The following is a 24,392-nucleotide window of genomic DNA, read 5'->3' as shown; positions in this document are numbered from 1 at the left end:
TTATCTATCCTCCCCCATCACGTTGTACTCCAATTCCCGTGACAATACACGGCTGGTTCCCATAATCCGGGTGGAATCAACGGCCACCGGAGTGACCAGATAACTTACAGACGGTCTAAACTGTTTGTTGGTAAAGGTGCTCCAAAGCTTATTTGCATCGTCCAGTGAGAGGGTGTTCATAGATATCCTAAACTCATCATGCTTGCCGGCTAACCCGCCCTGCAGTGCCGGTCCGCTCAAAACTACATGGTCATGCAGGATACTCATTGCCTTCCCCAAGATCCGGTGTTCTTCCAGTGAACGGGAGGCCAGATCGGCCTTTGAATAGGTCGTCAGCAAATAATAGAGGTCCAGGTATAAAGGGGGATACTGCAGCCGATCCGGTCCCAGTTCGAACATATCCTGGTTTCTCATGTCCGAATTCTCCACTACCTGATACAGGAAAATCGACAGACTGATGTCATCGGTTACGTCGGCCGGTGAGCATAATACTATCGAGTTCTCGTTCATGTTCAGGTCCTTCATATTGTCTCTAAGCAGTTTAATTAGGGTCTGCCCAATATCGGCAAACACCGTAAATTCGCTCATAACCCCACCTCATCGGATTTTAGAATTCTTCAATTAATCCACTCATAATATTCACCAAAGTCTTCTTTCAGACAAAGCTTACCGTTTTTGTGCATCTCATCCCTAGTGGCGCGGATAAGGTGCTCCATCCCGATGGCCACGGTCTCTCCGGCAGCTAGAAATGCCGCTGCCAGGACAATGTTTTTGATATCTCCTCCGGCAATTCTAAACTTCTTTGCCAAAAATTTTAGGTCAAGATCCTCATTCCGCGGAGTATCTTCGGGAAACATATGCCTCCAGATTTTTTCCCGATGTACTTCGTCTGGGAAGGGAAAATCTACAATAAAGCGCATCCGGCGGACAAAAGCATCGTCCATGTTATTCCGCAGATTGGTGGCTAGTATCGTTATGCCGTCGTATTCCTCTATCTTCTGGAGCAGATAAGCCGTTTCGATATTTGCATAACGATCATGGGCATCCCGGACCTCCGACCGCTTGCCAAAAAGGGCATCGGCCTCGTCGAAGAAAAGAATGGCATTACTTGTTGCAGCCTCATCAAAGATCCGCTGCAGGTTTTGTTCTGTTTCGCCTATATATTTGCTGATGACCTGAGACAAATCGATTTTGTAAAGGTCCATCTGCAGCTCACCAGCAATAACCTCGGCTGACATGGTTTTGCCTGTGCCCGGAGGACCGGAAAAAAGCGCGTTTAGTCCTCTGCCATAAGACATTTTGCCGGCGAAACCCCATTGATCGAATACAACATCGCGGTATTTGACCTGACTGCAAATTTCCTGCAACTGTTTTAGCCGGTCAAGCGGTAGGATTATATCGTCCCAGGTGTATCCGGGTTTTAATTTTTGCGCAAGGCTGCTCAGTTTCTGATTCGACTGAGCCTGACAAGCAGCGTACAGGTCTGCCATGGTTACCTGCCTGTCCCCCGCAGGACACCAGAGGGCCCGGTGATGGGCCACGGCAAGAGCGTCCCGGATCTGTCCCGGCGTAAATCGGAATTTACCGGCCAGCTCCCGCCAATCCGGATTAAAAGCCGGGGTATCCGCCCCCAGATACTCTTCACTGAGTTCCTCCCACAGGTTTTGCCTAGCGGTAACATCAGGCGCCGGAGCTTCAATGTCAATGAAGACAGTTCCTTTTAGCACCCCCTGCGGGTTCCATGGGCGCCGACCCAGCAAAAAAGTTAACCGTGAATAGGTCTGCACCGCTTCAATCATTGATTCCAATTGCAGCAGGCTTTTATCTCCCCTGTCAAGGAGATGGTCAAAATTCACCAAGCACAATATTGCTCCTTGCAGTGCAGCTTCCCGGCCGAGTAGCTGCATCAGCTCCCCAAAGGGAATCCAGCTGTCCAGCATTCTTTCCGTATCACCGTAAATCAGTGGCAATTCAAATTCATCGCATAACGATTCAACAAGCAATTTTTTTCCTGCGCCATATTTCCCATGGCAATAAAAAACCACACCTTCCCCAACTGAACCGGATTCACCAAAATATGAATATAGAAATTCCTTTACCCGCTGCCGAGTTTCGAGGCCCTGAAACTTCCCTGACTTGTCTGCTCCGGGAAGAACCAGGCTAGCTACAGGGGCAAGCCGTACATCAATCTGTCCAAATTCCAAAAGAAAATCTACGATCCGGTCATTCAGTTTAAGATTGCGTGATATTAGTGGGATCAAATCTCCTGGTGAGTTATCTGCCAACTGCAGGAGCCCATGTTTGATGAGTGGAGCCTGTGGCGAAAAAACCGACCTGGCCTCAAGTCGTTCCTGAGGCACAGGGCACAACAGTTTAAGTATCAGCTCAACGTCAGGCTTTTGGCGGGTAACATCATTCTGCAGATAAGCATATAGTTTACCGTACTTGCGCTCCAATTCCACGGCCAGACAAATGATGATACATTGCTGCTCAAAGTGCGTCAGGTTGAATATTTGGGCGAGATGATTTAAGGACAGGTAAATTCCGTTATTAAGACTGGCCTCTCGCCGTTCTCTGATCCTTAGAGCTTCGGCCCGCAAGCTCTCACGAATTTGCTCGATCTTCATTTCCCGCAGTTTGCAGCTCTCATTGTTCTTCGGGAGCACAGAAACATCTCCGAGCAGTCCGACTATCTCCTCCTCAGACAGTACCAACCCCCTAAATTGTTGCAATGGATCGACCGACCGCACCTGCTGCTGTTTGAGAATGTGTAGGTGAATAATCCTGTCTAATTGATTAAGTTCATCCAAAAGATACTCTCTGCTATCAGAGTACATCTTCATCATCCTTCGCCTGCAGGAGAGTAACAAATTTTTTCCTTTTTGTTAAAAGAAATATTACACAATCCACACTAAATATCCTTTGGAGATAATGTCGATCTACGTCAAATAGTTGATTTTATGGAAAAATATTTATTAATGGTAAAACTTTGTTATATACTTATTTGAGCAAACATATTTGTTGGTGGTCCCCCCTGATAATCTAGTCCACGGTCGTATTAACGTATAGAGGAAGATAGGTCAAAAATTGATGAAACGGTGAATCCTTATAGGTTGTTAGTATCTGCTTAAGGCGAACTAAAGGGGGAGAAAACGTGAAGTGTACTTGTGGCCATGAAGTTGGAACTTACCACAATTGCCCTAACTGCGGGAGACCTGTTGAAATTGACAATACACTCTCAGTGTCAGAGGATAAAGAGGATAAAGAGGCCACTAAACAACTAGATAAAGATGGAAACGGCGAGGTTGAGGAAATTGCGGTAAGTGCCCAAATAAGCTCTAAAAAACCGAAAAAAATCAAAATCGCCTCTTTTTTAATCTTAGCTGTTTGCCTAGTATTAGCGGGCTGCAGCTACTACTGGTTTAAGACGGTTTATCAACCTGATCAGAGCCTAACCAGAGCTACCAAGCTCTTAAGTATTGGACAAAAATCCGAAGCCGATGAGGCTTTTCGTTCCTTCATCTCTAATTACCCACAACACGCCAAAGTTGCCTTTGCTTATGGGAAACTATTTGAACTTAATTTTAGTGACGAGACCAAGTCCGGTGATATTTTAAAAATATTGCAGGAAAAATATCCTGCCTCAGAAGAATATGCTCATAGCTTAGCCAAATCAGCCGCTCACCAGATCGATACTTTCACACCGCTTTACGATAACTACTACAATACTGGGCTTGGAAAGGATACATATTACTCTAAGGCCAAAAGTCTTCTCAACGAGCTAAATGCGCTTGGCGATTCAAGCGCATTTATTACGGCGGGTGGCAATGATCTCATTTCCAAGCTGAACCAAATAGTTAACCCTCCTTTTGGAGCTATCGAGTTTCAGCTTGCCTTAAGCGACTACATCAACATTGAATCTGTAAAACCTGCTGATAAACCGAAGGTTACACTAACCAGAAGTGATGGAACATCTGCTAAAGTTCAATACGACAATGAGACTAGAATTGTTAGCTCGTATGATCTGGCTCCGGGAAACTACAAATTGGATATCAATCTTCTAAGAACTGTAGGAGCCCGCCACGACAGCTATTTTGGTGGGGAATCATTTACCGTCGTACCTGGGCGCAAATACACAGACATTACGTACCTGTTTAAGAAAAAGGAGTCTAGCTCAACTCCTGATAATATTGCTCGCCGATATTTGGCCCTAGACAACAATACTCAGCTTGTTGTTGCTAAACAAATAGTCTCATTCTCTGATTCGCCTGTACCAACAGAGATTACCGGAGCAGTTTTACCTCAGGGATACAGTATTCCTGAAAATGATTATTATCTCTTCGACTTAGATAACGATAACAAAAATGAGCTTATCGCTTATTACCTGAAAACGCGCTCACTTGTTGTCTTACATTGGAATGGCAAAGCATTTGAGGAGCAAGCCAAATTTCAAATTGGAACTAACTATTCAAATCTTGACTTTTCTATGTATCCAATAAGCATTAAATTATATAAGCTTGAAGGTATTTCATTCCCTGTCTTGGGATTAATAACTACATGTGGTGATATCGGAGGTTATCCGGAATTAACACTTATAAATTGGAATGGTAAAGACGGATACAACATCATTTGGGACGCTACAGCCGGAGACCAAGGTGATTGGCAAATATCTAAAAATGAGATAATTATGAGTCAAGACAACTTCAATGTAGGAGCGCATGCAGATGCCAAGACTAGATTTACCCAAGAATACGAATATAATAACACTACCTTTGTTTTAGCCAACGCGTATTCATCTACAACAAAGTAGGAAAGCTGGGATGATTTCTAGATTTCCAATAGGGATATTGTTTCACTGACCCTAGATGTTGAGTAGATAAAATAATCTTCACTAAAAACCCATCAATGGAATCTTAGACCTTTAACTTGCAACCACCTGTCGAAGGTTTTAAATCCTAGTGGCAGGATTAGGATGATCAAAAGAATTGAAGTTTCTTGTTATATCAAGAACAAAACCTCAAAGTAATCTTTAACGGACTTATTCATTGCTTAAACTCATCGTCTGTTAATCTCTTATAGAAGAAATTTTACCTCAGCCGAGGCCTTTCACGATTTACTTGTAGAAAAAAGCAATTGCTTCGGCTGCGGGCAAGAACAGTACCTGGCCTAACAAAGTCCCAACTAACTTAGAGGTAATAAGCAACACCACAAGTGCCTTAACATCACCATACGGCCTCTTTCCTCTTAATGCTTGGTCAGTAATCATCGCTGACTTTGGGTCAATAAGAAGCGTAAGCAAAATTGAAGCAACCCCATTGATCATTCCAGATGATGCAACAACCGTAAGTCTATGTTCCTCTGGAACCAATATTGCTGAGTAACTTGCTGCAAGGACGCCAACCGTATATATTCCTGTGACTAACGAATTTAAAATCAACAATCTCTTTGGGATCTCACGATACCTTAATCTTTCTAACATCGACTTAGAGGGTTTAGAGACACTCTTAACGATTCGCTTAATATTATTTATCTGCAAGGCCTCAATCACTAGCGAGGGGACAGAACCCATTACCTCTAGACGGTTTACAGCTTTCTCAAAAACCCTAAGAAATGATGGAATTAAAAGTACACCGGCTAAAGTTCCAACGGTTGATGCGAAAATCACTATCCGCATATCCATTGCTGGATTTGACCCGTGAACAATACTACTTCCGATAATACCTGCAATCAATGGGGCTTGTAAGGTATTTGCAGTACGGGAAACAAGCGCGATAAGATTAAATAGAGAAAAGGACAATGCCACTTGCCCACTCTTAACAGAGTTCAGTCTAACAGAGTAAGCGAGGGTATCGATTAGATGAATGATAGACGTTAGAATAATCAGTTCTTCCAACGTTCTTTCCATTGACATACAATCCTTTCTTCCAATCTTTTGTACGTATTGGTTTACATTAGAGGCAGAGCTGTCAATGACGTGATCAACAATTTCATCCGGTTGTCCGTGTTCGGTTTAAAAGGAGGTTCCTGAAGCAAGATGAAACCCTTATCCTGAGATAGATAATCAATGCCATAAGACGAGGCGTTAGCACTAATCTGCCCTCGGTGTGGAGCATCAACAAAGGAGATCAAAAATCAAAAGCACAGGCAGAATTACTTGACCTGTGCTATAAGTTGGGTTAACTCTTCCGTCAGACAATTTATTCAAACCATGTTCAATGTTGTAAACGTTCTGTATATATTTTAATAGTTTTTCAAGGTGGTTTCTACTCAATTTGCCCTCTCTTTCCCTCCGAATTTGATACACTTTAAAAAGCAGTAATTGTCCAGCAAAATCAATGGTCTGACTTTATAAAATTTCCAAGAACTAGCAAATCGCCAGGCACATAGGCAATTTTAAGGTCAATGCAATTCTTATTAGGGAATAGTAAGTTTTCCAATGCAAATAGAGAAACTGAGTCAAAGGTCAAAGATTGAATTTTCGTCTTAATTTGGCTTGGAGCTTGTTGTTGAACTTGTTGACCAACATTACTCTTTGCATAATCGCAAATTCCACTCTTTTCCGTGTTTACTACAGGCGTAGAAACGATTTGATCATCGGTAGTTTCAATATTAATCTTCAATAATTGGTTTCTGGGATTCCCGGCGCTTTTATCAACAACAAGTTTTATTATCGTTGGATTAACCGAGAATACAACAACCGCTCCATAGTCATTGGTGTAATTTGAATACTCCGCAAAAGTTTGTACAGAAAATTCCACCGTTTCTTGCTTGGAGCTTAATGCCATAGCTAATTTTCCATCGTCTCTAGAGGCCATGGTCATATCTGATATACTCCAAGAAAATGGATTTTGTTTTAACCAATACCTGTGACCATCAGACCAAACTGGACCTCCACCGCCGCCAACATAGTGCCCATTTTCATTTAATGAGCTCAGATTAATATTAATGCTCAGGTTTCCTGAAGTGAATTTGCTTGTCCAAACAGAGTCATCACTAGAACTGGGATTCAACTTACTACCCTCAAGCACCCAGCCCGTGTTGCTGCCCAATCCTTTGGGAAGAACACTTCCAAAGAAAACTTTGCTGCTAATCATTAAACTAGTTTCGTAACCCTGAGGAATTGGCTCAGGAACATTGTTCAGAAATGTCTGGCTGTAATCCTTGGCATCCCGATTCGATGTTGTAATAAACAATTGCAGGATATTATTCTTATTATTTGTAAGCATTACCTTGAACAGAAATTGATGAGGAGTTAAATCCTGCAATGTGGAGATATTCGAAAGATCAAGGGAATTAATTACATACGTTATCGGATGATGGATAAAGTATGCTGCTACTGCTCGATTGAAAGAAACCCTCTCTTCATCGCTCATTTGGATGTTATTGGCTTCGAAACTACCATCCTGCATATTTAAAACGACACTATAAACATTACTGCTATCATTGGATTTGGACTGTACCAGTCCTTGAATTTTCGAAATCGGAACAATGGCTGTTACTATCTCACCTTGAATTGGGATGGGCGGATCACACTTCTCGGGATCGTCGCCGACCTTTACGCATTTTGTAAGGCTTCCACTCGTAATTTGAAAATCTAATTGGACGTTTTGATTGTTGTTCGAAAGAAAGCTTAGCTTAGGATAACCATAATGAACATCAAACAGCTGCCAGGATATGATTTTGGGGGGACCAACAAAAACCTCTACTGGATCTGTTTCGACATTTATTCTTCCGCCAAATTCTTGATCATTATTCTTAAACTCGTCGTATTGCGCGGCAAGCACATCGTTAATATTTTCAAGGGACATATTGAAAACGACATCCCAACCGTTTAGCGCAGATCCTTGTTTGGCCATCGTCGAAACCAAGTCCTGCTCTGATGGCCCATTGATTTCCGTCAAGGACATCAAATTAGCGGAGCGCAAACTGATCGGCTGATCCTTGATTCTGACTTTAAGAACAAAGCTTAGCTTAACATTTACCGTGGCACCCTTGAAACAAATCTTCTCATTCAGGTGAGTCTTCGGGAAGCTGATTTCCCAAGTAGAGAACGGAGTTATTGGATTTACATCGTCAGACCACGAACTGCCCCGATCAGTAAAATCAGGTTCGTCGGTTCCAACAGTATATTCATACGTCCGTTCTCTCCGCACGGTGTTGAACGTTAAGAGATTGCGGTTTGTATCCCGATCATAGAATGGGCTTCCCTGATAGGCCAGATTTAACAAATAACGGCCGCTTTGTGTCGAGACAACATCTTCAACAGCAGCAACTACGGCAACAACCCGAACATCGACATATTCAGAGAAACATGAATTATTTGGAAGAATCGAGATCTGATAGGAACTCCCATTAATCAGTTGCTTAACGTCAACACCTTGCACTTCAAACTCAATGGGATCTGTTTCGGATGCCTGGAGCTGGTTCAGTAAGGTCTTTGCTTGAATGGTATTGTTTGTCTGAGCAGCTAAAGCGCCCTTGAATCCGAGGAGATCGAATGACTTGATTGGTGTGGGAGATTGTAAATACTGATATTGCAAGACTTTATCTTGTAAAGTAAAGGCTTGGGATACAATACCCATCATTTGATTACGAATAAATAAGAGGCTGCCTGTCAAACCAACCAGGTCAATTTCTGACTTGTCAAGATCAGCAATAATCGCCGGTTTCAAATACCCTTGCAGCTTAGTTAAGCGCTCTGCTTGGGCATTGCTCAGAGCCTTCTGTTTCTGCTGAAGATAAATATCACGAGCAGTTTGACGAGAGGATGATTTTGCGTTAACCCAAGCTTTTCCACGAAGAACAAGAATTCCAAAATTTCTCTGGAGATCCGCCTTTTCTTGGGCCACGCTAGGGCTTGATGGGCCTACAGCCATAATGGCATTCATGTTGAGGCTCATTTCATCCCAGTTCAAACCGGAAATATCCAAATCATTCATCCCATCAAGAGCCTCCTGGGCATTCTGGATCGACTCTATACTTGTTGAGCCGGAAGTATAGAGCTTGGAGACCGCATTTAAAACATTGAGCGCTTTCTGGATTCTCTGGGCTGCAAGTCCCAGATCTTCCAAGGCTTTGATTGAACCCGCAGGAACAGCAAAGCTGGTTCCCAGAGCAAATAAGTTCGTCGCAAGATCCAGGCCAAACTTTATTGCCTCCATTGTTTGCCAATCCTTAACAGCTTGTTTATAAGCTTCGACGGATTGGGCTACGACAGCTTGTTGTGAGTATACTTGGTTTTCAAGACTACTGATTAAATTATCTTGACGTTGGTATTCTTCTTTTTGCTGGGCTATAATGGATTCGTAATAAGTTGACAGATCATTCTGTTGATCGGCAGTTGCCTTAACCAGCCCAGCGAGCAGTTCACCCGATTGAATGATATTTTGATTGAGAGTTTTTGCAACATCAATAATCAATTCGCTTTGCTTGCGTTGCTCGATTTTTTCCTGTGCCTGGTATACGTTGTCATCAATTTCTTTGATGTAATTTAAAATATTGGTGACTTGTTTTTCATAGTCGGAATAGGGCAATAACGGAACAAACACCCCAAGGCTGGTCTTCGTATTGAGGCGAGCCAGATCCAAAGCACGAACACGAATATCCAGGAGCTCAAGATCTGTGCTATCTTTCGGAATAATATCCGCTATCCAATTCAGCCCATCTTTCAGGAAGCTTTGATCTTGATCTAAGGGTACTGCGTTACCCGAAATGAGGCCTTGAGCAAAAGTCAATGAGAATTCCAGGCTATCTTTCAAACGCGGCATCGCTTCTGCGCAGGGCACCTTACGGATATCCGCCTCAACCTTCACATTGAATCGAGTTTCAGAAGCATCAGCCGTTAGTACATACTTGAGTCCATCGACAATTGTATGGTATTCAGAGCCCGATTCATTCATGATAATCAGAGCACCGAAGAAGCTATCGCAATTGAAGGCTGCAGTTTTGTATGCCGTATCCGTTAGCGAAATAGTCGGAACCGATTTGCTGTCTTCAAGGTTGACTACTTGGGCAAGCAACAACACGTCAGAGCCTGGGATATGGACGCCATTCGGATTTGATTGCTCCATATAATTTGCACATAGAGTAAAGTCTTTTACATAGTTCGCGCCGACCAATTGGACTTCGGACAAATCAATGCTTGGTTTGTAAGCATTGATTGTGGGGGTAGCGATCGTCGAAATGAACCCCGTAACGCCACTGTCTGGTATCTGGGCTTTGAAGTCCACAGTACAGTATTTCGTAAATATGGTTTGAACGTCTCCTTTATATTTCTGGGCAATGACTGCGTTCAACACCCTTCTCCAAGCCTTTTTGCGGTTAAATTCAGCAAATAAAGCCAGCGATGCGAGTTCAATTCTTATCGGTACTATTTTTGTGAAATCACGATTTAGCCGTTCCAGAGAAACTTTGGAACCGGTTTGAAAGGGAGCAAAAATACTGTTCGTTGCCGACCATGTATTTTCAAGCCATTCTTGAGTCCCCAGGGATTCCGTCAGCTGTTCATCTCCGCTCAAACAAAGAATCTTGCCATATTCTTTGACAAAACCAAAAGCGCCTGTATTGGCATCAGTCGTAAAGTAATCGAATGATACCGCTTCTGGGCCGCTTAATGGATTCTTTCCACTCGCATAGGCGCTTTTTATTGTCTTAAAACGATTCGATGGAAAGGCAAAGACCTGGAAGAGAACATCACCCGCTGTGATTTTTGAAACAAAGTGTGTACCATAATCCTTAAAGAAATCAATATAGGCCTGAGCACTATCTTTGGTAAAGTTCTCCGGGCTAAAGTTTCCGAAATCATCAATTCCATGACGCAAGGAAGCCAAACCCTTGCGGAAATTATCTGTGACACCTAGCTGTACTGGAAATTGATTAGGGTTGGGATTGAGGTGTATTCCCTTTTCAATGCAAGGATGTTCTGCACTGCCATTTTCCCGGCGGATTTGAACTAAGGCATACCCATAATCAGAATTACTTAAATCAACACCTAATGTTCTGGACAGTTCCTGAATTGCGGACCCTTGATCCTTATCTGCAATCATTAAAGGACCCGCAGGCAAAGTAGGCTCATCCGAATTTTCTGCAGTAATTACTGTTTTATATGGAACTAAAGCACTCAATAACTCCTTTGCTGAATCATGCAGCGCTATGACTGGATAGCCCCAGGCGGCATCATTCCGCGTTATGTTGACATCGATTTCCGCGAGTGCCTTCTGATTTGGGTGAAAAAGGCCATTCTGATCATCTCGAGTAGTTAGGTTCCAATTAGGGTTATAGCCCAGCACAAGATTTGCCGTTGCGCCCAACTTGACAGTGCAGACTGAACTCATTATGCATTGCTCCTTTTGTTTAATTTTGTAAAACCCAATGGTAAAGCATAAAAAACTAAAAAATAAATAAATGCGCAAATAATAGAATTTTTTTTGTAAACATACCAAACACATTTACAAACTTACATTATTTTTTCTAAATACTTCAACATTTCCTACCATTTTCCTTCTGGGAAATGGGCAAAATTCCAATAAAAACAAAAAAGCACCGTCTTAAACGATAACTCAATCTTCCCTAAAATGCCGAAAAGCCCAGTATTACTAAGTAATTCTGGACTTTTTATGTTCTATAATTGTATCAATTATAGAGTTCTTATTTGAGATTATGAGGTTAAAAAACGCATTCTTAGATACAATTTAACGATACACCTCCTGCTTGATGATCAAGGGGGTGCATTTGCTTAAACGGGGTCATTTCTCCAAGAAGGGAGGTATTTCCGAATATTTTCAACAGCCCTCTCCTCATTCTTTTTCTCCCTCATGAATGAGATCCTCCACCTCATGTAAAAGGGCATTTGCAAGTAAGGGACTATTATTTTCCATAGCCTTCTCTGCCATCTCAACAGTGGCCTTTATAGGAGTCATGCTTGTTATTGCTATTTTTTTCGAGTCTTTATAATGCTTGGCCATTTTTATTACCTCCTCTATTTATTGAGCAATAGACATATTAGTAAATATATCATTCCACCTTAACCATAGAATCATTACAATAGAATGCTTAAAACCTCGAACCGAGGTTCAATCATCATGGCAACTACAGGTATCTTCCACTCCACGAGCTTCTTGCATGGCTTCGATACCTTCCTTTACCACAATGTATGTCAATCCAAATGAAATAATTGAATCAATCCACCATCAACCAAACAATGCAGTTAACGCAGCTTTCGAGTAAAACAATTATTACCATATACGTATAAACAATACTGAAAGAACCATCTGGACGGCATAGATCAAAAAAACAAATACTTAAGGTCTTGATCCCAGTTATATATAAAGGACACTGACATCAATAACTGCCAGTGCCCTCAGTTAGAACAATTACTCTTTTTTAGCGTAAAAATACGAAGCCACAACTGTAATGAGCACCCATAGGAGTACCGGTATGATAATAGCCAACCTCATCACAAAGTTTGTTGGTAAAATCCAGGCAAGAATTATTATAAGAATTCCCGCTGGAATACCCAGTTGTCCCCCTAATCGATGCGTCCGATTCCAGCTTTCTGTACTCGATATAGTCCATGGCGTGCGGAATCCGACCCACCAATTTGGTTGAATACGGGGTAAAACATTTGCTAAAAGCATGAACATGATACCAATAACAGTTGGGACTAATCGCATTGATGCGATATTTAAAGCATGACCGATCACCGTCAGGTACACTAAGCTAATACATACGACAATGACGCCACCGATATATCGATAAGACGGCCAAAAGGACTCGTAGTTCTTTTTCTTTGGATCAACCCTCCATAGCACGTGCCATAAAAGAATGATGCCGAGTATGATTGCTGGTTCATACAAAACCACTAATAAACGCGGAGTCATTCGGTTCGCATTGCCAACAACCTGTGCAGGAAGATGAGTGTAAGCCACCATTCCTAGTATTATTGCTAGAACCCATGTAAGCCAACCCCACCACGGCATTGCCCTATTCTTTCCCATCACTATCTCCACCTCCAAAGTGTTCAATAAGCCACCCAAGCCATTCTTGCAATATTGTTGTGTTGAGCCTGTAAATAATAAATGTTCCTTCCTTCTGATCGACAATCAAATGTGCATTTTTGAGCACATTCAAATGACGGCTAATTGTCGGCTGAGAATGTGAAAAGTGGCCCGCAATTTCACCAGCCGCCTTTGGTCAGATGCAGCTTGCACTTTTCTTATGATGTAACAATAATGCCGTCCCACCTTAGAGCTGTGACGGCATTTGTGGGATATTCACCAGCACCTTTTGAAACGGTGCCGGTACTGCTTAACGTAATCTGACTCATTAATGGCTATGAGTGGTCTTTCTATTCTTAGGGTGTATTTCGGCCGGTTACTTAATTAACCTATTTTATCGGACTTAAATAAACATAGTTCTTAATGACAGGAGTTTATACTTGTGCAGCTAGCAATTAAAGCGACGCCAGTGATGACTTAGCGTAGTCTAACAACTAGCAGATAGCTAATCATAACTGCTAGTAGAATACCACCCAGTAGATTACCCCACCTTGGAACACAGATAACAGTGCCATCTGGATAATAGGTGCATACTTGGAGTGGAAAATAGCAAGTAAGGCTACCATCTTCATTTTCATGACATACCATACTGACACCTTCTTTTTACATTTTTACTTGGCTTGTCTACTATATCGTATGTGATTGTACTTAAAACGGTTACCCCTTGAGATATACAGCACATTCAAGTCTTGCTTCCATACTACTTTGGACCAAACACTTGGATATCAAAAGGTTGGAGAAGTTAATTAGAGAACAGGATTATTTTATTTGCTCATTGGCCGTGCCCCCATGCGTGGGTGCTTGAGTATATTTGCAAATATCGAAAAACATTTCCCTCCCCCGTATCGACGGTACTTAATTTTACTTTGAAGGATCAGGTTTTGCAGGATAATTCTTATGATATACACTTTATAGTCCAGGATCAGAATGGCAATGAGTTAAAATGGGTTTCAGGATCAACCGGGGTAAAATCAAGTTTTTGGATCTATGACACTTTGGACGCCAAGATCAGGAAGTTAAAGATAACGCCGGTTGTCGTTTACTACGGAGAACCTCAGTAAGTAGGAGAGAATAGCTACAAGAATTCCAGTGACCATAAATCCGTTTTAGAAGAACAGGCTTTTGAAGTTAATATTAGATAAATAATACGCTATGTATAAGGAAAAATATTAAGGGCGTTCGGCTTCGCAGAACAGGCAGTTTCCTAAACGTAGAATAGATGACTCTTCGGGATCTGCCGAGACGTATAAATACCGTCCAACCTTTATGTAGTTGGACGGCATTTGTCGGATTAGCGGAATTTGAAGATTATGGACATCAAGACGTCTTTCATTAGGCTTGTCTTTAATATCTGGGTAATTTACTTTGTTCCAAATAATAATTCTCAACGCCTATTTCCTTCATTCGATTGTTTCGCTCCAGCCATCTTTCTCGGGTCTTGCCTGCAAATTGTTTGTTGCAAGGATACTCGTTGCATTCAAAACAAAAATCCACACCATGTTGCCGATGGCAAGTTTTGGCATGACATTCGATAGGGCACCGTAAATTATCACTCCGGCAACCACCGCAAACTCCCTGGGCAAAGTGCTGGAGAAATTCGAGAAATATTTGATATTCATTAAAGAAAGGATTACTTATCGACTTCAGACTTGCCACTCGTTCATAACCTCTAAGCAGATATGTCAGTCTGGCACTCAAATTCTTGATCTCACCATTTTTATAGTCGGCGCATCTTGTACAATCCAGTCCACAAACAGCTAATTTGGCTTTAGTCTCACCATTCATTCTTTAATCCCTCTATCTTCTAATTATCACATAGAATTTCAAGGTTCTTAACCCTCGGCGACTCCGGGACGACCTTGAAGCGTCATCATCGTTGCTGTCATTGTGGCAACCAATTTGGGCATTTTTGAATCTTAGAGTAAAAACCTCGCCTGAGCAAACAGTTATAGTCCGTCCCGGCTTGACTACCAGCCCTTTGGCTACAAACCTTTCGCCCTTCGCTGGGGCAAGTAGATTAACCTTAAATTCAACTGTCAGGACCGAAGCGCCGGCAGGCATTAGACTAAAGGCCGCATAACCACAGGCACTGTCAGCGATGGTTGTTATAATGCCTGCATGCAGGAAACCATGTTGTTGAGTAAGATTATCACGAAACGGAATTGAAATCTCAACTTCACCCGGAAGGACCTTAACGAGTTCCGCACCGATTAAATTCATTACCGATTGCTGGGCAAAACTTGATTGAACACGGTTTAAAAAATCAGGGGTTTGTGGGGTGAAACCACTCTTTGATTCCGCCATATAGCTCACGCCTTTCTTTATATTCGCAAATTACAGGGGCTTGTCTGCCTCATGAAAAAGCTGTTTATAAGAGTGCCGTCATTTGTCACTATGCCGCCCTAATTTAAGTAGGACATATATTCAAATGCAGTGATTCCGTAGATGCTTTTAAAATGCTTATTTAAATGGGTTAAATCAACAAAACCACACTCGGCTACTGCTAAATAAACATCCTTGCTTTTTTCTATTAACTGTTTTGCCAGCTCTACCTTGCAGTTTAGAAAATATTGATATGGCGAAATTCCGGTACTGGCTTTAAACATTCTGATAAACTGAAATTTTGAAAGGCCAAGTTCTCTGGAAATGTCATCAAGTCTTAGTACATTTTCCAGCCTGCAATGAATCATATCCTTTGCTTTTTGGGTTAAATCATTGTCCTTCCTGTAACTCATATAAAGATTGGGCTGAGTAAAGCTGTCCGAAAGAGATAGAAGTAATTCACTGCACAATGCTTCATCTTTTCCGCTTAATATTGCACAAGAAAGGTTGAGTATTATTTGTTGAAGCCTGTCATTATACACAATCGGAGAAGAGAAGCGGACGATATCCTTCTTTTCAAGAATTTCTAAAAACATTTTCGGCTCAATGTATACCATAACATAATCAAGACCTGTCTTATCGTGTGCCATACCGTCATGCGGCTGCTCCGGGTTAAAAAGCATGACGCCATTTTGATATGACAACTGTAAACTTCCTTCTAGGTTATACTCCTGAATACCCCGCAGTGTTACACCTAACGCATACTCCATATGGGAGTGCTTTTTATATTTAAAATCAGTAAAGCTTGCTGATAATGCAGTAATACCTGCTAATTTTTTATAAATAAATCTATGCATATTAATTACCTCTTTATTAGCTGAACTATCCCTGATGCCACGATCGCAGAATAGACCAAAAATAACGCCATAATAATATTAACAGTCTTTTGATATTTCTTCAAAAATTCCTTGAACATTACACCAAAGAGAACCCACGTAATAAATGCGCAAAATCCGATAATTGTTATAGCTGCAACAAATACTGCGAGTGCAGGCGGAGCAGTATAGAATGGCATAACAAAGCTTGGAATCACTGTCATTGTGAACAGTACGACTTTAGGATTTATAAACTGCATAAGGAAGCCAGAAATAAAAGTACCGGTTTGTATTCCTGCGGAATCCGATACATCCATCTTGTATATTTGATAAGCAAGATAGAGCATATAGACGCTTCCGATTACCTGCATAATTAGCAAAACCTTTGGTATTAGGGCTAAAAGCACAGTATTCAATACAGCGGAAATACCAAGTAATATACCAAAAGCAACAGTTGCTCCATATGAATATTCCATTGCCCTTTTTGTCCCAAAGTTATGAGCTGTGGACAATATAACAATATTTGTAGGACCGGGCGTAAATGTGACAATAACGCAGTATATTAAAAAAGATGTAATATTCATGAGGCAAACTCCTTTGGAAGTTTTTTATGAATTATACATCTTCAAATCTAAGGCCTATAGTATATTATTGCAGACGTTCTTTCTCGGACTCAAGTATAGAAAAAGGGTGAGGAAAGTTCTTCATGACTAAAGATAGTTTATTTCCAGACAAAAGTAGTTTTGTTAATGCAATAGCCTTTGGAGTAGTGTATGGATTAGCTTTTGGAATAGGAAATAGAGATCCTAACATCAATAAACAATAGATAGCACTAGCGTTTTATTTAACTATGATTGCTGATAATCAATTAGAAATTGTTGCAGATAAAGACGCCTCCCATTTTGCCTCGGCAAATGCCTTTACGGAACGATCAATGTCTTCGTAAGTTGTTCGATAAGAAGAAACACTGATGCGAATAACTGTCTCATCCTCCCATTTTGCACCTAAATTTTGGCTTGTTCAAATAAATCCAAGTCTATAGCCTCTTCTCTGAGGCGTTCGCTTACAATCCAATTCTTATTGGGTTCCATTTATCCGGTTCCTCTTTTTCAATGTAAATAGTCCCAGATTTTTGACGTCAGATCATTCGAACATAATAGCATGCCCGGCTTCCTCGTTTTGATCATCTTTAGAAGCTAATTTCTTTTTTCCGCTCATAAATAGTACAAACATAATCGCTACGATTACTGCTATAACCGAAAGTGCAGTTGCATAATCCATCGCATCCAGATAGGCCTGTTTGTAGACCATTCCATACAGGGTAGAGGTTGCCGCTGCCTGAGCTTCCGCGGATGAATAATGATTTATCGTAAAGAGCGCTTGAATTTGCTTTATAAAGTTTGCCGCTTGGGGATTAAAGCTTGTAATTTGCCCGGACAATTTAGCATAATTATCGTGTAGACGGCTATTTATCATGGTAGTCATCACTGTAATGCTTAGGGCACTCGTAATCTGACGGATGGTATTATTTAGAGCCGAGGCATTTGCGTTCTTCTCCCGTGGAACCGCATTCATTCCAGCCGTGCTTACCGGCATCATCGCAAGTCCTAGAGCGATCCCTCTAACCGAGAGCAAGAAAATAATAGTTTCTTTGCTGGTATTCATATTAATGAAGGAAAGATAATAGGAGGATATAGCTAAAATAATCAATCCCGGGATTACTACAGGCTTAACTCCAACCTTGTCGAAAAGGGCACCACTAATGGGCATCATAACTCCCGTGGCCAGCGCCGCAGGAAGCATGATTAGACCTGTTTCCATTGCAGTATACCCTCTCATACTTTGTAAAAATATCGGAACTACATAGGCCCCACCCATTAGTGCAAAGGTAGTAACGCAACTAGCCACCTGACTCATTCCAAAATCATAGATTTTAAGCGTCCGTAAATCAAGCAGAGGAGCTGGATGAGTCAGTTCATTGACGACAAATATTAAGAGACTTCCACATCCGAGAATCATCAATAGTGGATTTTTTACATTTCCCCAGTCGATGGCAGAACCTTCTCCCAAGACATATAATATACTCACCAGACCAATGACTGAGGAAGCAAAGCCGATAAAATCGAAGCCCTTCATAGGCTTTGTCTTCGATGGCTGCAAAATGATCGCAGCCATTATAACGCCGACGATCCCAATAGGAACATTTACAAGAAATAGCATACGCCAGTCCAGTTTCTCAATAATAAACCCACCCAACGTTGGACCGATGGCAGGCGCCGCCATAGCAGCAATTCCATAGAAGCCGAAAGCCATCCCTCGTTCATGAGGAGGAATAACCTCTAAAATAATGGACATTCCTACAGGCATAATCATACCGCCGCCCAGCGCCTGGATCACTCTGAATACGATCATGGAACTATTGCTCCATGCAAATCCACAGACTAAGGAGCCCATTGTAAACATTGCCAGGGCAATGATGTATAACTTTTTGGTTCCTAAAATCTCTCCCAGATAGACTGTGAGTGGGATAATTGCCGCCAGGGCAAGCGTATACGCTGTCAATATCCATTGCACACTATCCAGAGATACTCCGAATACCGCCATCAATTTGGGAATAGCAATATTAACGATACTGCTGTCCAGTATCGACATAAAAGTTCCAATTATCACTACAAACAGAGCCATCCATTTGTAGAACCCATTGTCTTTTTGTTCTTGCATCTTTAAACCTCTCCGCTACTTTACGTGAATTTTTATTAACGAATTCGTCCCCGGTAACAACTGCTCGTCATGCTGGTCAAATTCAATTCTCACCGGTATTTTCTGAACTACTTTTGTAAAGGTTCCACTGGTAGAGGAAGGAAGCAACGAAAAAGTTGAATTGGATGCCTGACCAACATAGTTCACTGTCCCAGTAAATTTTTCACCTTCGAATTGGTCAATGGTTATATCCACAGTCTGCCCGGGGTGAATCCTTCCCAATTTCTTTTCTTCTATGTTGGCATTAATGTATAAGGTTTTGGGATCAACGAGCACTGCAAGCGTTTGTCCCACAGATTCAATTTCTCCGACGATTCCTTGTTTCTTAATCACAATTCCATCAATCGGTGCCCTGATTGCCGACTGGTCAATGCTGTCTGAAAGGTTATCCATTTCCACACGTCCTAAAATCTGATCTTTGACGACCCTGCTGCCTTCCTTAACATCGAATTCAAGCAGTTTGCCCGAAATTTGAGGGCTGACTTTAACCAAGTCCCCCGTGACCGTTGCATCCTCTGTTGAAACAAAATATGTGCCGTTATACCAATAATAAAGCGCAACACTTCCTAATGCGGCCACCATCACGAATAATATGGCAATTATCAACACCTTGCGTTTTCCATTCATTTGTTATCCCTACCTTTACTTTTTTAAAGCAATTTCTACAAACATTCCTTTTTTTAATTTGGAGTCCGGGTTTTTGAGCGCAACTTTAACCAAGACATTTTTGCTGAGAGAATCGACTTCAGCATTCACAACGGTTATTTCACCTTCAAATTTTTTATCCGGAATTTCTGAAACTTTTACAATCACCTGCTGTCCCGGTTTTACTTGCCCAACCATCCTCGAAGGAAGGTAGGCGTTCACATACAGGCTTTCAGTATTTACAATTGAAACCAAGGCTGTACCGGGAGTTGCCAGTTCACCGGCATTAATATTTTTTGCGATCACAGTCCCTGATATGGGTGCTACAATTGTCCCATTGTTTAACTGGGTTTTTGTAACTTCTAAAGCCGCCTGAGCCTGTTCTACCTGCTTCTGCCCGATGCTGATCGTTTCCTTTGTTGCCCCCTGTTTTAGCATACTCAGCTGGTCCTGGTCTGACTTGTACTGTGCTTCGGCCGCTACCTGCTGGGTTTGAGCAGTTTCAAGCTGCTGGTGTGAAGCCGCTCCCTGGTCATAGAGTGCCTGCATGCGGTCGAAATTGGTTTTTACAGTATCATAACTTTGTTTGGTACTATCCAGAGATGCCTGAGCTTGGTCAATTTGTTCAGGTCTAGACCCTGCCAAGGTACTACTCAAGTTTGCTTGAGCAGTCAAAACTGCCGTCTCAGCCTGTCTTACCTGAGCTTGAATATCATTGGTATCCAGGATTATAATCGGATCCCCTTGCTTTACCTGTGAACCCACATCTACGGCTATTTGCGCGACTTTTGCGGATATTTTACTTGTAACGGCAGCCTGATCTTCTGCCTCAATTTTACCTGTCATGATATAGACCTCTTGAGGTTGTGGCGTTGTTTGAGTGGCTGATGCCACTATATTCGGCTTGCTGGATTGGCTGCATCCGCCCAATAATAAGACGGCTAGTAAAGTAATTGGAATGACTCTCTTCATTTTGATTTCGACCTCCTTGTATATGTTTACGCACAGTATCTTCGTCTGCTATTTAATTAGCAGTATATGAGCGATACCTTATCCCTTCCAGCTTATAGCAGGACAACTGCATGCAGCCTAATGGCGGAGTAGCTCAGGAACTAGCTCTCGCACAACGGCGAGAAAATGAAATGGAAAAAGAGTTAAGGCAGGTGAAGAAGTGCTTCAGCGCAAAGAGTCAGTGCTCGCTGAAACGGTTGCCCTTCTAGTTCTAAGAAAAATAATCGATTTGACCAAATGACGAGGAGGTCTGACCAGCACTGCGAATCGCATTATAATTATTGAGCTGGAATTAAGAAACAGTAGCAAGCGGGGTGAGTCAACAGCTTGCTTGTGAAGAAACTAGCATATCCTTACAAACCTATCAACGTTGCTGTAAGATCGGGACACTTGGAGCAGATTTACCACTCTTAATGAAGGACATGGGCAAAAGGATAGTTGAGAAACGTCACGAGCTCTATGAGGCTGCGAAAGCTCGCCATCCAGAACGCTGGACCGTCAAACAAGAAAATTAAACCTTGCCTAAAGAAGTATGGCTGAATCCCAAAAAACTTGGAAGGATAATCAGCCAGAGTCTAAAACGGATGCGTCATAAGGCTTGTGATCGAAGTAACGAGTTAAGTGTCAGGGTGCCACACGGGATATCGGGGGCCAAAGGCCGAGAATATGCGCGCTGATATCCCAGTGACACAAACGAACAAATATGCTGGAGGACAGAAGGGATTTTTGATCGCAGATCACAAAAATTCCTTCTGTCCAGCGCCGAGCGTCCCGTTTTTAGTTCGTTAATTCTATTCAGTTGCCCCTATCATGATAAAGATTTTTGAGTTTATGCGACGACTATCTTGACAACTACCGATATAAAAATCGTACACACGCATATGTCAATTTTGATATATGACTTGTGTACAATTTTACACCCATTTTGCCCTATGTCAATACTGACATAGGGCAAGGTTAGCTCTAATAGACAATACGTGGATAATGACATAAAATAAATATGTAAACTAACACTATTTGTAATATACCAATCTTGAGATAATCGGAGGGGTTCTATTGAATAAGCTATCTTATGGATTACTTAGCCTTTTATCAATAATGCCTCAGACAGGTTATGATTTGCTGCTAAGCCTTAACCGATTCTGGCATACTAATCATAGTGCCATATATCCTTTGCTCGCGGAACTGGAAGAAAAAGGGTACGCAAGATACACTTCAATAGATCAGCAGGGTAAACCTGATAAGAAAATATATAGTATAACAGAAGACGGAATGACAGCTCTAAAAAAGTGGATTGTTTCTCCATTGGAGGATGCAGTTATCAAAGATGAGATGATCCTAAAGGCATTTTGCATCGAGATTTTTGACTATGCTACTGTTGAAATCCTTCTGGAGCAAATTGAAGCCCGATACCAGAAGCAGTTGGAAAGATACAAAAAGTATTTAAAGGACATGCAAACAAATGTAAATAGTAAAGCAGAACCCATAAATAACTTAATACTTGGAGGGTATATTCTGATTCAAAAGGGAATCATTGATGCTCAATCGGGGATAAAATGGTGTAGGTGGATTAGAAATTTATATGACAAACATGAAACTTTTGATTTCACCATTATAGATTTTGAGAAAATTATGGACTGATTTGTTAGATTGATGTAAAGCCGTATCACATTAACGTTTCCTCAAACCTTTTAACGGTTCCTATACCTTTCAACGAATAGGCTGCAAAAAAACTAAAAAGCACCGTCTTAAACGATGCTCATCTGCCCTAGAAAGCCGAAAAGCCCAGCATTGCTGGACCTTTTATGTTCATTAATTGTATCAATTATTGAGTACTTATTTGGTGGAGGCGAGCTTACACTATTTAAAACCCTGCATTGTAAGGCTGAATTTAAGCATAAAAATAGCCTCGTCGTTGGCAACCAGTAGACAATACCAGTACCCAACTCACTGGAACCTAAATCCAGGATTGTATTTTATTTAATTTATTATTCAATAGGCGCTTTTGTGGTTCCAATTTCAGTTGGAGCAATATGTAATTGAACGGGAGTCTTTGTTTCTTCGACAGTGGCAACTTCTTCAATTTTCCGCTGTTCTAATTCCTGAATTAAATTATGTTTGACATCCGTAATGCGTTGCCTAAATGCATTTCTTTTTGAAGATTCAAAAGCTAAGATTCTTTTCAATTTCTTTGTAAGAGCTTCTAGGAGTTTTGGATTTTTAATGACATATGGATTTCCACCAAAACCTATATATTCTCTTTCTATATATTCTTTGGTTATTGGAATTACATCACTAATAAAGAAAATTGATCTAATATTTGTTTTACCAACGTGATAATAGCATGATCTTAAATCATTATCAGGGTAAGAAATGTATTGTTGAATTCTCTTTTGACCGCTTTCATCTCGATGATTCCAATTTCCTACAGGTATTGCCCAATAAATTCCTTGATATTCTGTTGACTCAATTAAACAAACCAAAGGTCGGTCTTTTGAATCATTCCATTGCCCACCAACAGCCCTAATTTTTTCATATATCTCATTTTTACCGAAATACATGGCGCTCTCTTGCATAATATCCCCCTAAAAAAGAAAGCCCCAATAGTCTGGGACTTTCTTACAATGTTTTTTTGCCGCACATTGTGAAGCGTGTTTGTAACAACAATGTTCCTTTGTCGCACATTGTGAAGCGTGTTTGTAACAGCAATGTTTTTTGCCGCACATTGCGAAGCGTATTTGTGGAAACTTGATTAGCGCATTTGTAGTGTTCGCAGTGAGCGAACTTCTTATACATAGTATGCATCTCGTTGCTAAAAATGTCAACATATACTTCACTTTTATGTAACTATATTTTAATTTTTTATATTTTCATTGTATAATTATTCATTTTATTGGATATTAATTTTTTCAGTAAACACCTAATTACTATGGCATTATCTTGTTCTATTATATTCTATTCTATTAAATATACTACTTTTTGTCACAAATGTTATCCCTCCTAGGTGCCCCCCTACGGTTGCCTCCACTGTTAATAACCCTAATAATAAGTATTTAATCCAAATAAATTGACTATGTATCAGTGGCGGGGGCCCCCGAGTACCCCACTCACTGACACATAGTCTTTGTTTTTAATCGTTCATTCCAGATTTATCAAATATAGCTGTAACAGGGATTTGCTGATTTAATGGTACTGGTGCACGGATGTTTGTAATTTTATCGAGTAATGTCTGACTGAGTTTGAACCCGGTAAACATTGCGTAGGTATCATAGTGATTGGCAATGCGTTTGCGATATAAGATAAACTCTGCACCAACTTTTTGCTTTACTACATACCATTTTTCTACACAGACAAATAGGGTAAATGGTAGGATGCGGAAGGGTCCGAAGCGATTGACTTTTCTGTGGATCATTTCATACTCGACAAATCCTCTGATCTGTTTATCGATCATTCGGTCATTTTGGGCAACGAGTATGAAGTAATAGCCCAGTTTTCTGTACTGTGAAAAGAAATCGATCCATTCTGCACGATCTGTTTTTAGGGATTCCCGGCAATTAAAGCGGCCTCCTGCTTCGTCAATGACGACGAGGCATTGGGATTCTTTTTTCTTTTCGATCATGCCGTGTTCTATGGCGAAGACTACCAGGCTTTCTACGGTTATTTGCTCGTTTGGTAAGTAGAAAAAGCGTTTGTCATAGCCACGTTTTAATTCTTTGTCGGTAAA

19 protein-coding genes and 1 pseudogene are annotated in these 24,392 nt (G+C 41.2%); 4 read left to right on the top strand and 16 right to left on the bottom strand.

Annotation, left to right across the window (positions count from 1 at the left end):
• Positions 1–588 (bottom strand): Pvc16 family protein, encoded by a 588-nt coding sequence (locus DSBG_RS12005; RefSeq protein ID WP_068964565.1) that lies wholly within the window; start codon positions 586–588, stop codon positions 1–3.
• 29 nt (positions 589–617) lie between these two features.
• Complete coding sequence (locus tag DSBG_RS23735; RefSeq protein WP_242877580.1) at positions 618–2,837, bottom strand: ATP-binding protein; 2,220 nt, start codon at positions 2,835–2,837, stop codon at positions 618–620.
• Between the two features lie 317 nt (positions 2,838–3,154).
• Between DSBG_RS23735 and DSBG_RS11995 the strand changes: the two genes are divergently transcribed.
• Complete coding sequence (locus tag DSBG_RS11995; protein ID WP_068964563.1) at positions 3,155–4,810, top strand: tol-pal system YbgF family protein; 1,656 nt, start codon at positions 3,155–3,157, stop codon at positions 4,808–4,810.
• 303 nt (positions 4,811–5,113) lie between these two features.
• Here DSBG_RS11995 and DSBG_RS11990 read toward each other — a convergent pair whose 3' ends face one another.
• The 5 genes and pseudogenes from DSBG_RS11990 to DSBG_RS21850 all read right to left on the bottom strand — a co-directional run.
• Entirely contained in the window at positions 5,114–5,905 is a 792-nt protein-coding gene (locus DSBG_RS11990; protein ID WP_068964591.1) for a lipid II flippase Amj family protein, read from the bottom strand.
• Positions 5,906–6,332: 427 nt separating this feature from the next.
• A complete protein-coding gene (locus DSBG_RS11985) occupies positions 6,333–11,333 on the bottom strand; it encodes an MAC/perforin domain-containing protein (RefSeq protein WP_068964562.1) in 5,001 nt (1,666 codons plus the stop codon).
• A 462-nt stretch (positions 11,334–11,795) separates the two neighbouring features.
• A complete protein-coding gene (locus DSBG_RS23110; protein WP_176716262.1) occupies positions 11,796–11,963 on the bottom strand; it encodes a hypothetical protein in 168 nt (55 codons plus the stop codon).
• A gap of 408 nt (positions 11,964–12,371) precedes the next feature.
• Positions 12,372–12,995, bottom strand: coding sequence for an SdpI family protein (locus DSBG_RS11980; protein ID WP_068964590.1), 624 nt, complete (start codon positions 12,993–12,995; stop codon positions 12,372–12,374).
• Positions 12,982–13,179 (bottom strand): annotated as a pseudogene (locus tag DSBG_RS21850) (ArsR family transcriptional regulator); the annotation flags it as partial. The pseudogene DSBG_RS21850 and the gene DSBG_RS11980, both read right to left, overlap by 14 nt.
• A 673-nt stretch (positions 13,180–13,852) precedes the next feature.
• Here DSBG_RS21850 and DSBG_RS24335 point away from each other — a divergent pair.
• Positions 13,853–14,116, top strand: coding sequence for a DUF5643 domain-containing protein (locus DSBG_RS24335; protein WP_176716261.1), 264 nt, complete (start codon positions 13,853–13,855; stop codon positions 14,114–14,116).
• Positions 14,117–14,399: 283 nt separating this feature from the next.
• Here the strand turns inward: DSBG_RS24335 and DSBG_RS11970 are convergent, their stop codons facing one another.
• The 7 genes from DSBG_RS11970 to DSBG_RS11940 form a co-directional block, all read right to left on the bottom strand.
• On the bottom strand, positions 14,400–14,840 hold the full coding sequence (locus DSBG_RS11970; protein ID WP_068964560.1) for a DUF3795 domain-containing protein: 441 nt from the start codon (positions 14,838–14,840) through the stop codon (positions 14,400–14,402).
• A gap of 12 nt (positions 14,841–14,852) precedes the next feature.
• On the bottom strand, positions 14,853–15,359 hold the full coding sequence (locus DSBG_RS11965) for a PaaI family thioesterase (RefSeq protein WP_242877578.1): 507 nt from the start codon (positions 15,357–15,359) through the stop codon (positions 14,853–14,855).
• Between the two features lie 98 nt (positions 15,360–15,457).
• Entirely contained in the window at positions 15,458–16,234 is a 777-nt protein-coding gene (locus DSBG_RS11960; RefSeq protein WP_068964559.1) for an AraC family transcriptional regulator, read from the bottom strand.
• A 5-nt stretch (positions 16,235–16,239) separates the two neighbouring features.
• On the bottom strand, positions 16,240–16,836 hold the full coding sequence (locus tag DSBG_RS11955; RefSeq protein WP_068964558.1) for a LysE family translocator: 597 nt from the start codon (positions 16,834–16,836) through the stop codon (positions 16,240–16,242).
• Positions 16,837–17,395: 559 nt separating this feature from the next.
• Complete coding sequence (locus DSBG_RS11950; RefSeq protein ID WP_068964557.1) at positions 17,396–18,973, bottom strand: DHA2 family efflux MFS transporter permease subunit; 1,578 nt, start codon at positions 18,971–18,973, stop codon at positions 17,396–17,398.
• 15 nt (positions 18,974–18,988) lie between these two features.
• A complete protein-coding gene (locus DSBG_RS11945) occupies positions 18,989–19,639 on the bottom strand; it encodes an HlyD family secretion protein (RefSeq protein ID WP_068964556.1) in 651 nt (216 codons plus the stop codon).
• A 15-nt stretch (positions 19,640–19,654) separates the two neighbouring features.
• On the bottom strand, positions 19,655–20,629 hold the full coding sequence (locus tag DSBG_RS11940; RefSeq protein WP_068964555.1) for an HlyD family secretion protein: 975 nt from the start codon (positions 20,627–20,629) through the stop codon (positions 19,655–19,657).
• A gap of 353 nt (positions 20,630–20,982) precedes the next feature.
• Between DSBG_RS11940 and DSBG_RS11935 the strand changes: the two genes are divergently transcribed.
• Together DSBG_RS11935 and DSBG_RS11930 are read left to right on the top strand one after the other, a co-directional pair.
• Positions 20,983–21,183 (top strand): hypothetical protein, encoded by a 201-nt coding sequence (locus tag DSBG_RS11935; RefSeq protein ID WP_068964554.1) that lies wholly within the window; start codon positions 20,983–20,985, stop codon positions 21,181–21,183.
• Between the two features lie 541 nt (positions 21,184–21,724).
• Positions 21,725–22,309 carry a PadR family transcriptional regulator gene (locus DSBG_RS11930; protein WP_068964553.1) on the top strand — a complete coding sequence of 195 codons (585 nt, stop codon included), beginning with the start codon at positions 21,725–21,727 and terminating at the stop codon, positions 22,307–22,309.
• 347 nt (positions 22,310–22,656) lie between these two features.
• Here the strand turns inward: DSBG_RS11930 and DSBG_RS11925 are convergent, their stop codons facing one another.
• Together DSBG_RS11925 and DSBG_RS11920 are read right to left on the bottom strand one after the other, a co-directional pair.
• A complete protein-coding gene (locus DSBG_RS11925; RefSeq protein ID WP_068964552.1) occupies positions 22,657–23,244 on the bottom strand; it encodes a hypothetical protein in 588 nt (195 codons plus the stop codon).
• 554 nt (positions 23,245–23,798) lie between these two features.
• Positions 23,799–24,392, bottom strand: a 594-nt coding sequence (locus DSBG_RS11920) for a zonular occludens toxin domain-containing protein (protein WP_083236839.1), incomplete at its 5' end; no start/stop codon positions are given.

The organism is Desulfosporosinus cupriresistens (assembly GCF_001707885.1).
In the GTDB taxonomy this organism is placed as follows: domain Bacteria; phylum Bacillota; class Desulfitobacteriia; order Desulfitobacteriales; family Desulfitobacteriaceae; genus Desulfosporosinus.
Note: the sequence above shows the minus strand (reverse complement) of the source record. Positions and strands in the feature narration are given on the sequence as shown.

Excerpts from the sequence above, each read along its gene's own strand:
- DSBG_RS12005 (WP_068964565.1), bottom strand. The coding sequence starts at position 588 with ATGAGCGAATTTACGGTGTTTGCCGATATTGGGCAGACCCTAATTAAA.
- DSBG_RS23735 (WP_242877580.1), bottom strand. The coding sequence starts at position 2,837 with ATGTACTCTGATAGCAGAGAGTATCTTTTGGATGAACTTAATCAATTA.
- DSBG_RS11990 (WP_068964591.1), bottom strand. The coding sequence starts at position 5,905 with ATGGAAAGAACGTTGGAAGAACTGATTATTCTAACGTCTATCATTCAT.
- DSBG_RS11985 (WP_068964562.1), bottom strand. The coding sequence starts at position 11,333 with ATGAGTTCAGTCTGCACTGTCAAGTTGGGCGCAACGGCAAATCTTGTG.
- DSBG_RS23110 (WP_176716262.1), bottom strand. The coding sequence starts at position 11,963 with ATGGCCAAGCATTATAAAGACTCGAAAAAAATAGCAATAACAAGCATG.
- DSBG_RS11980 (WP_068964590.1), bottom strand. The coding sequence starts at position 12,995 with ATGGGAAAGAATAGGGCAATGCCGTGGTGGGGTTGGCTTACATGGGTT.
- DSBG_RS11970 (WP_068964560.1), bottom strand. The coding sequence starts at position 14,840 with ATGAATGGTGAGACTAAAGCCAAATTAGCTGTTTGTGGACTGGATTGT.
- DSBG_RS11965 (WP_242877578.1), bottom strand. The coding sequence starts at position 15,359 with ATGGCGGAATCAAAGAGTGGTTTCACCCCACAAACCCCTGATTTTTTA.
- DSBG_RS11960 (WP_068964559.1), bottom strand. The coding sequence starts at position 16,234 with ATGCATAGATTTATTTATAAAAAATTAGCAGGTATTACTGCATTATCA.
- DSBG_RS11955 (WP_068964558.1), bottom strand. The coding sequence starts at position 16,836 with ATGAATATTACATCTTTTTTAATATACTGCGTTATTGTCACATTTACG.
- DSBG_RS11950 (WP_068964557.1), bottom strand. The coding sequence starts at position 18,973 with ATGCAAGAACAAAAAGACAATGGGTTCTACAAATGGATGGCTCTGTTT.
- DSBG_RS11945 (WP_068964556.1), bottom strand. The coding sequence starts at position 19,639 with ATGAATGGAAAACGCAAGGTGTTGATAATTGCCATATTATTCGTGATG.
- DSBG_RS11940 (WP_068964555.1), bottom strand. The coding sequence starts at position 20,629 with ATGAAGAGAGTCATTCCAATTACTTTACTAGCCGTCTTATTATTGGGC.
- DSBG_RS11925 (WP_068964552.1), bottom strand. The coding sequence starts at position 23,244 with ATGCAAGAGAGCGCCATGTATTTCGGTAAAAATGAGATATATGAAAAA.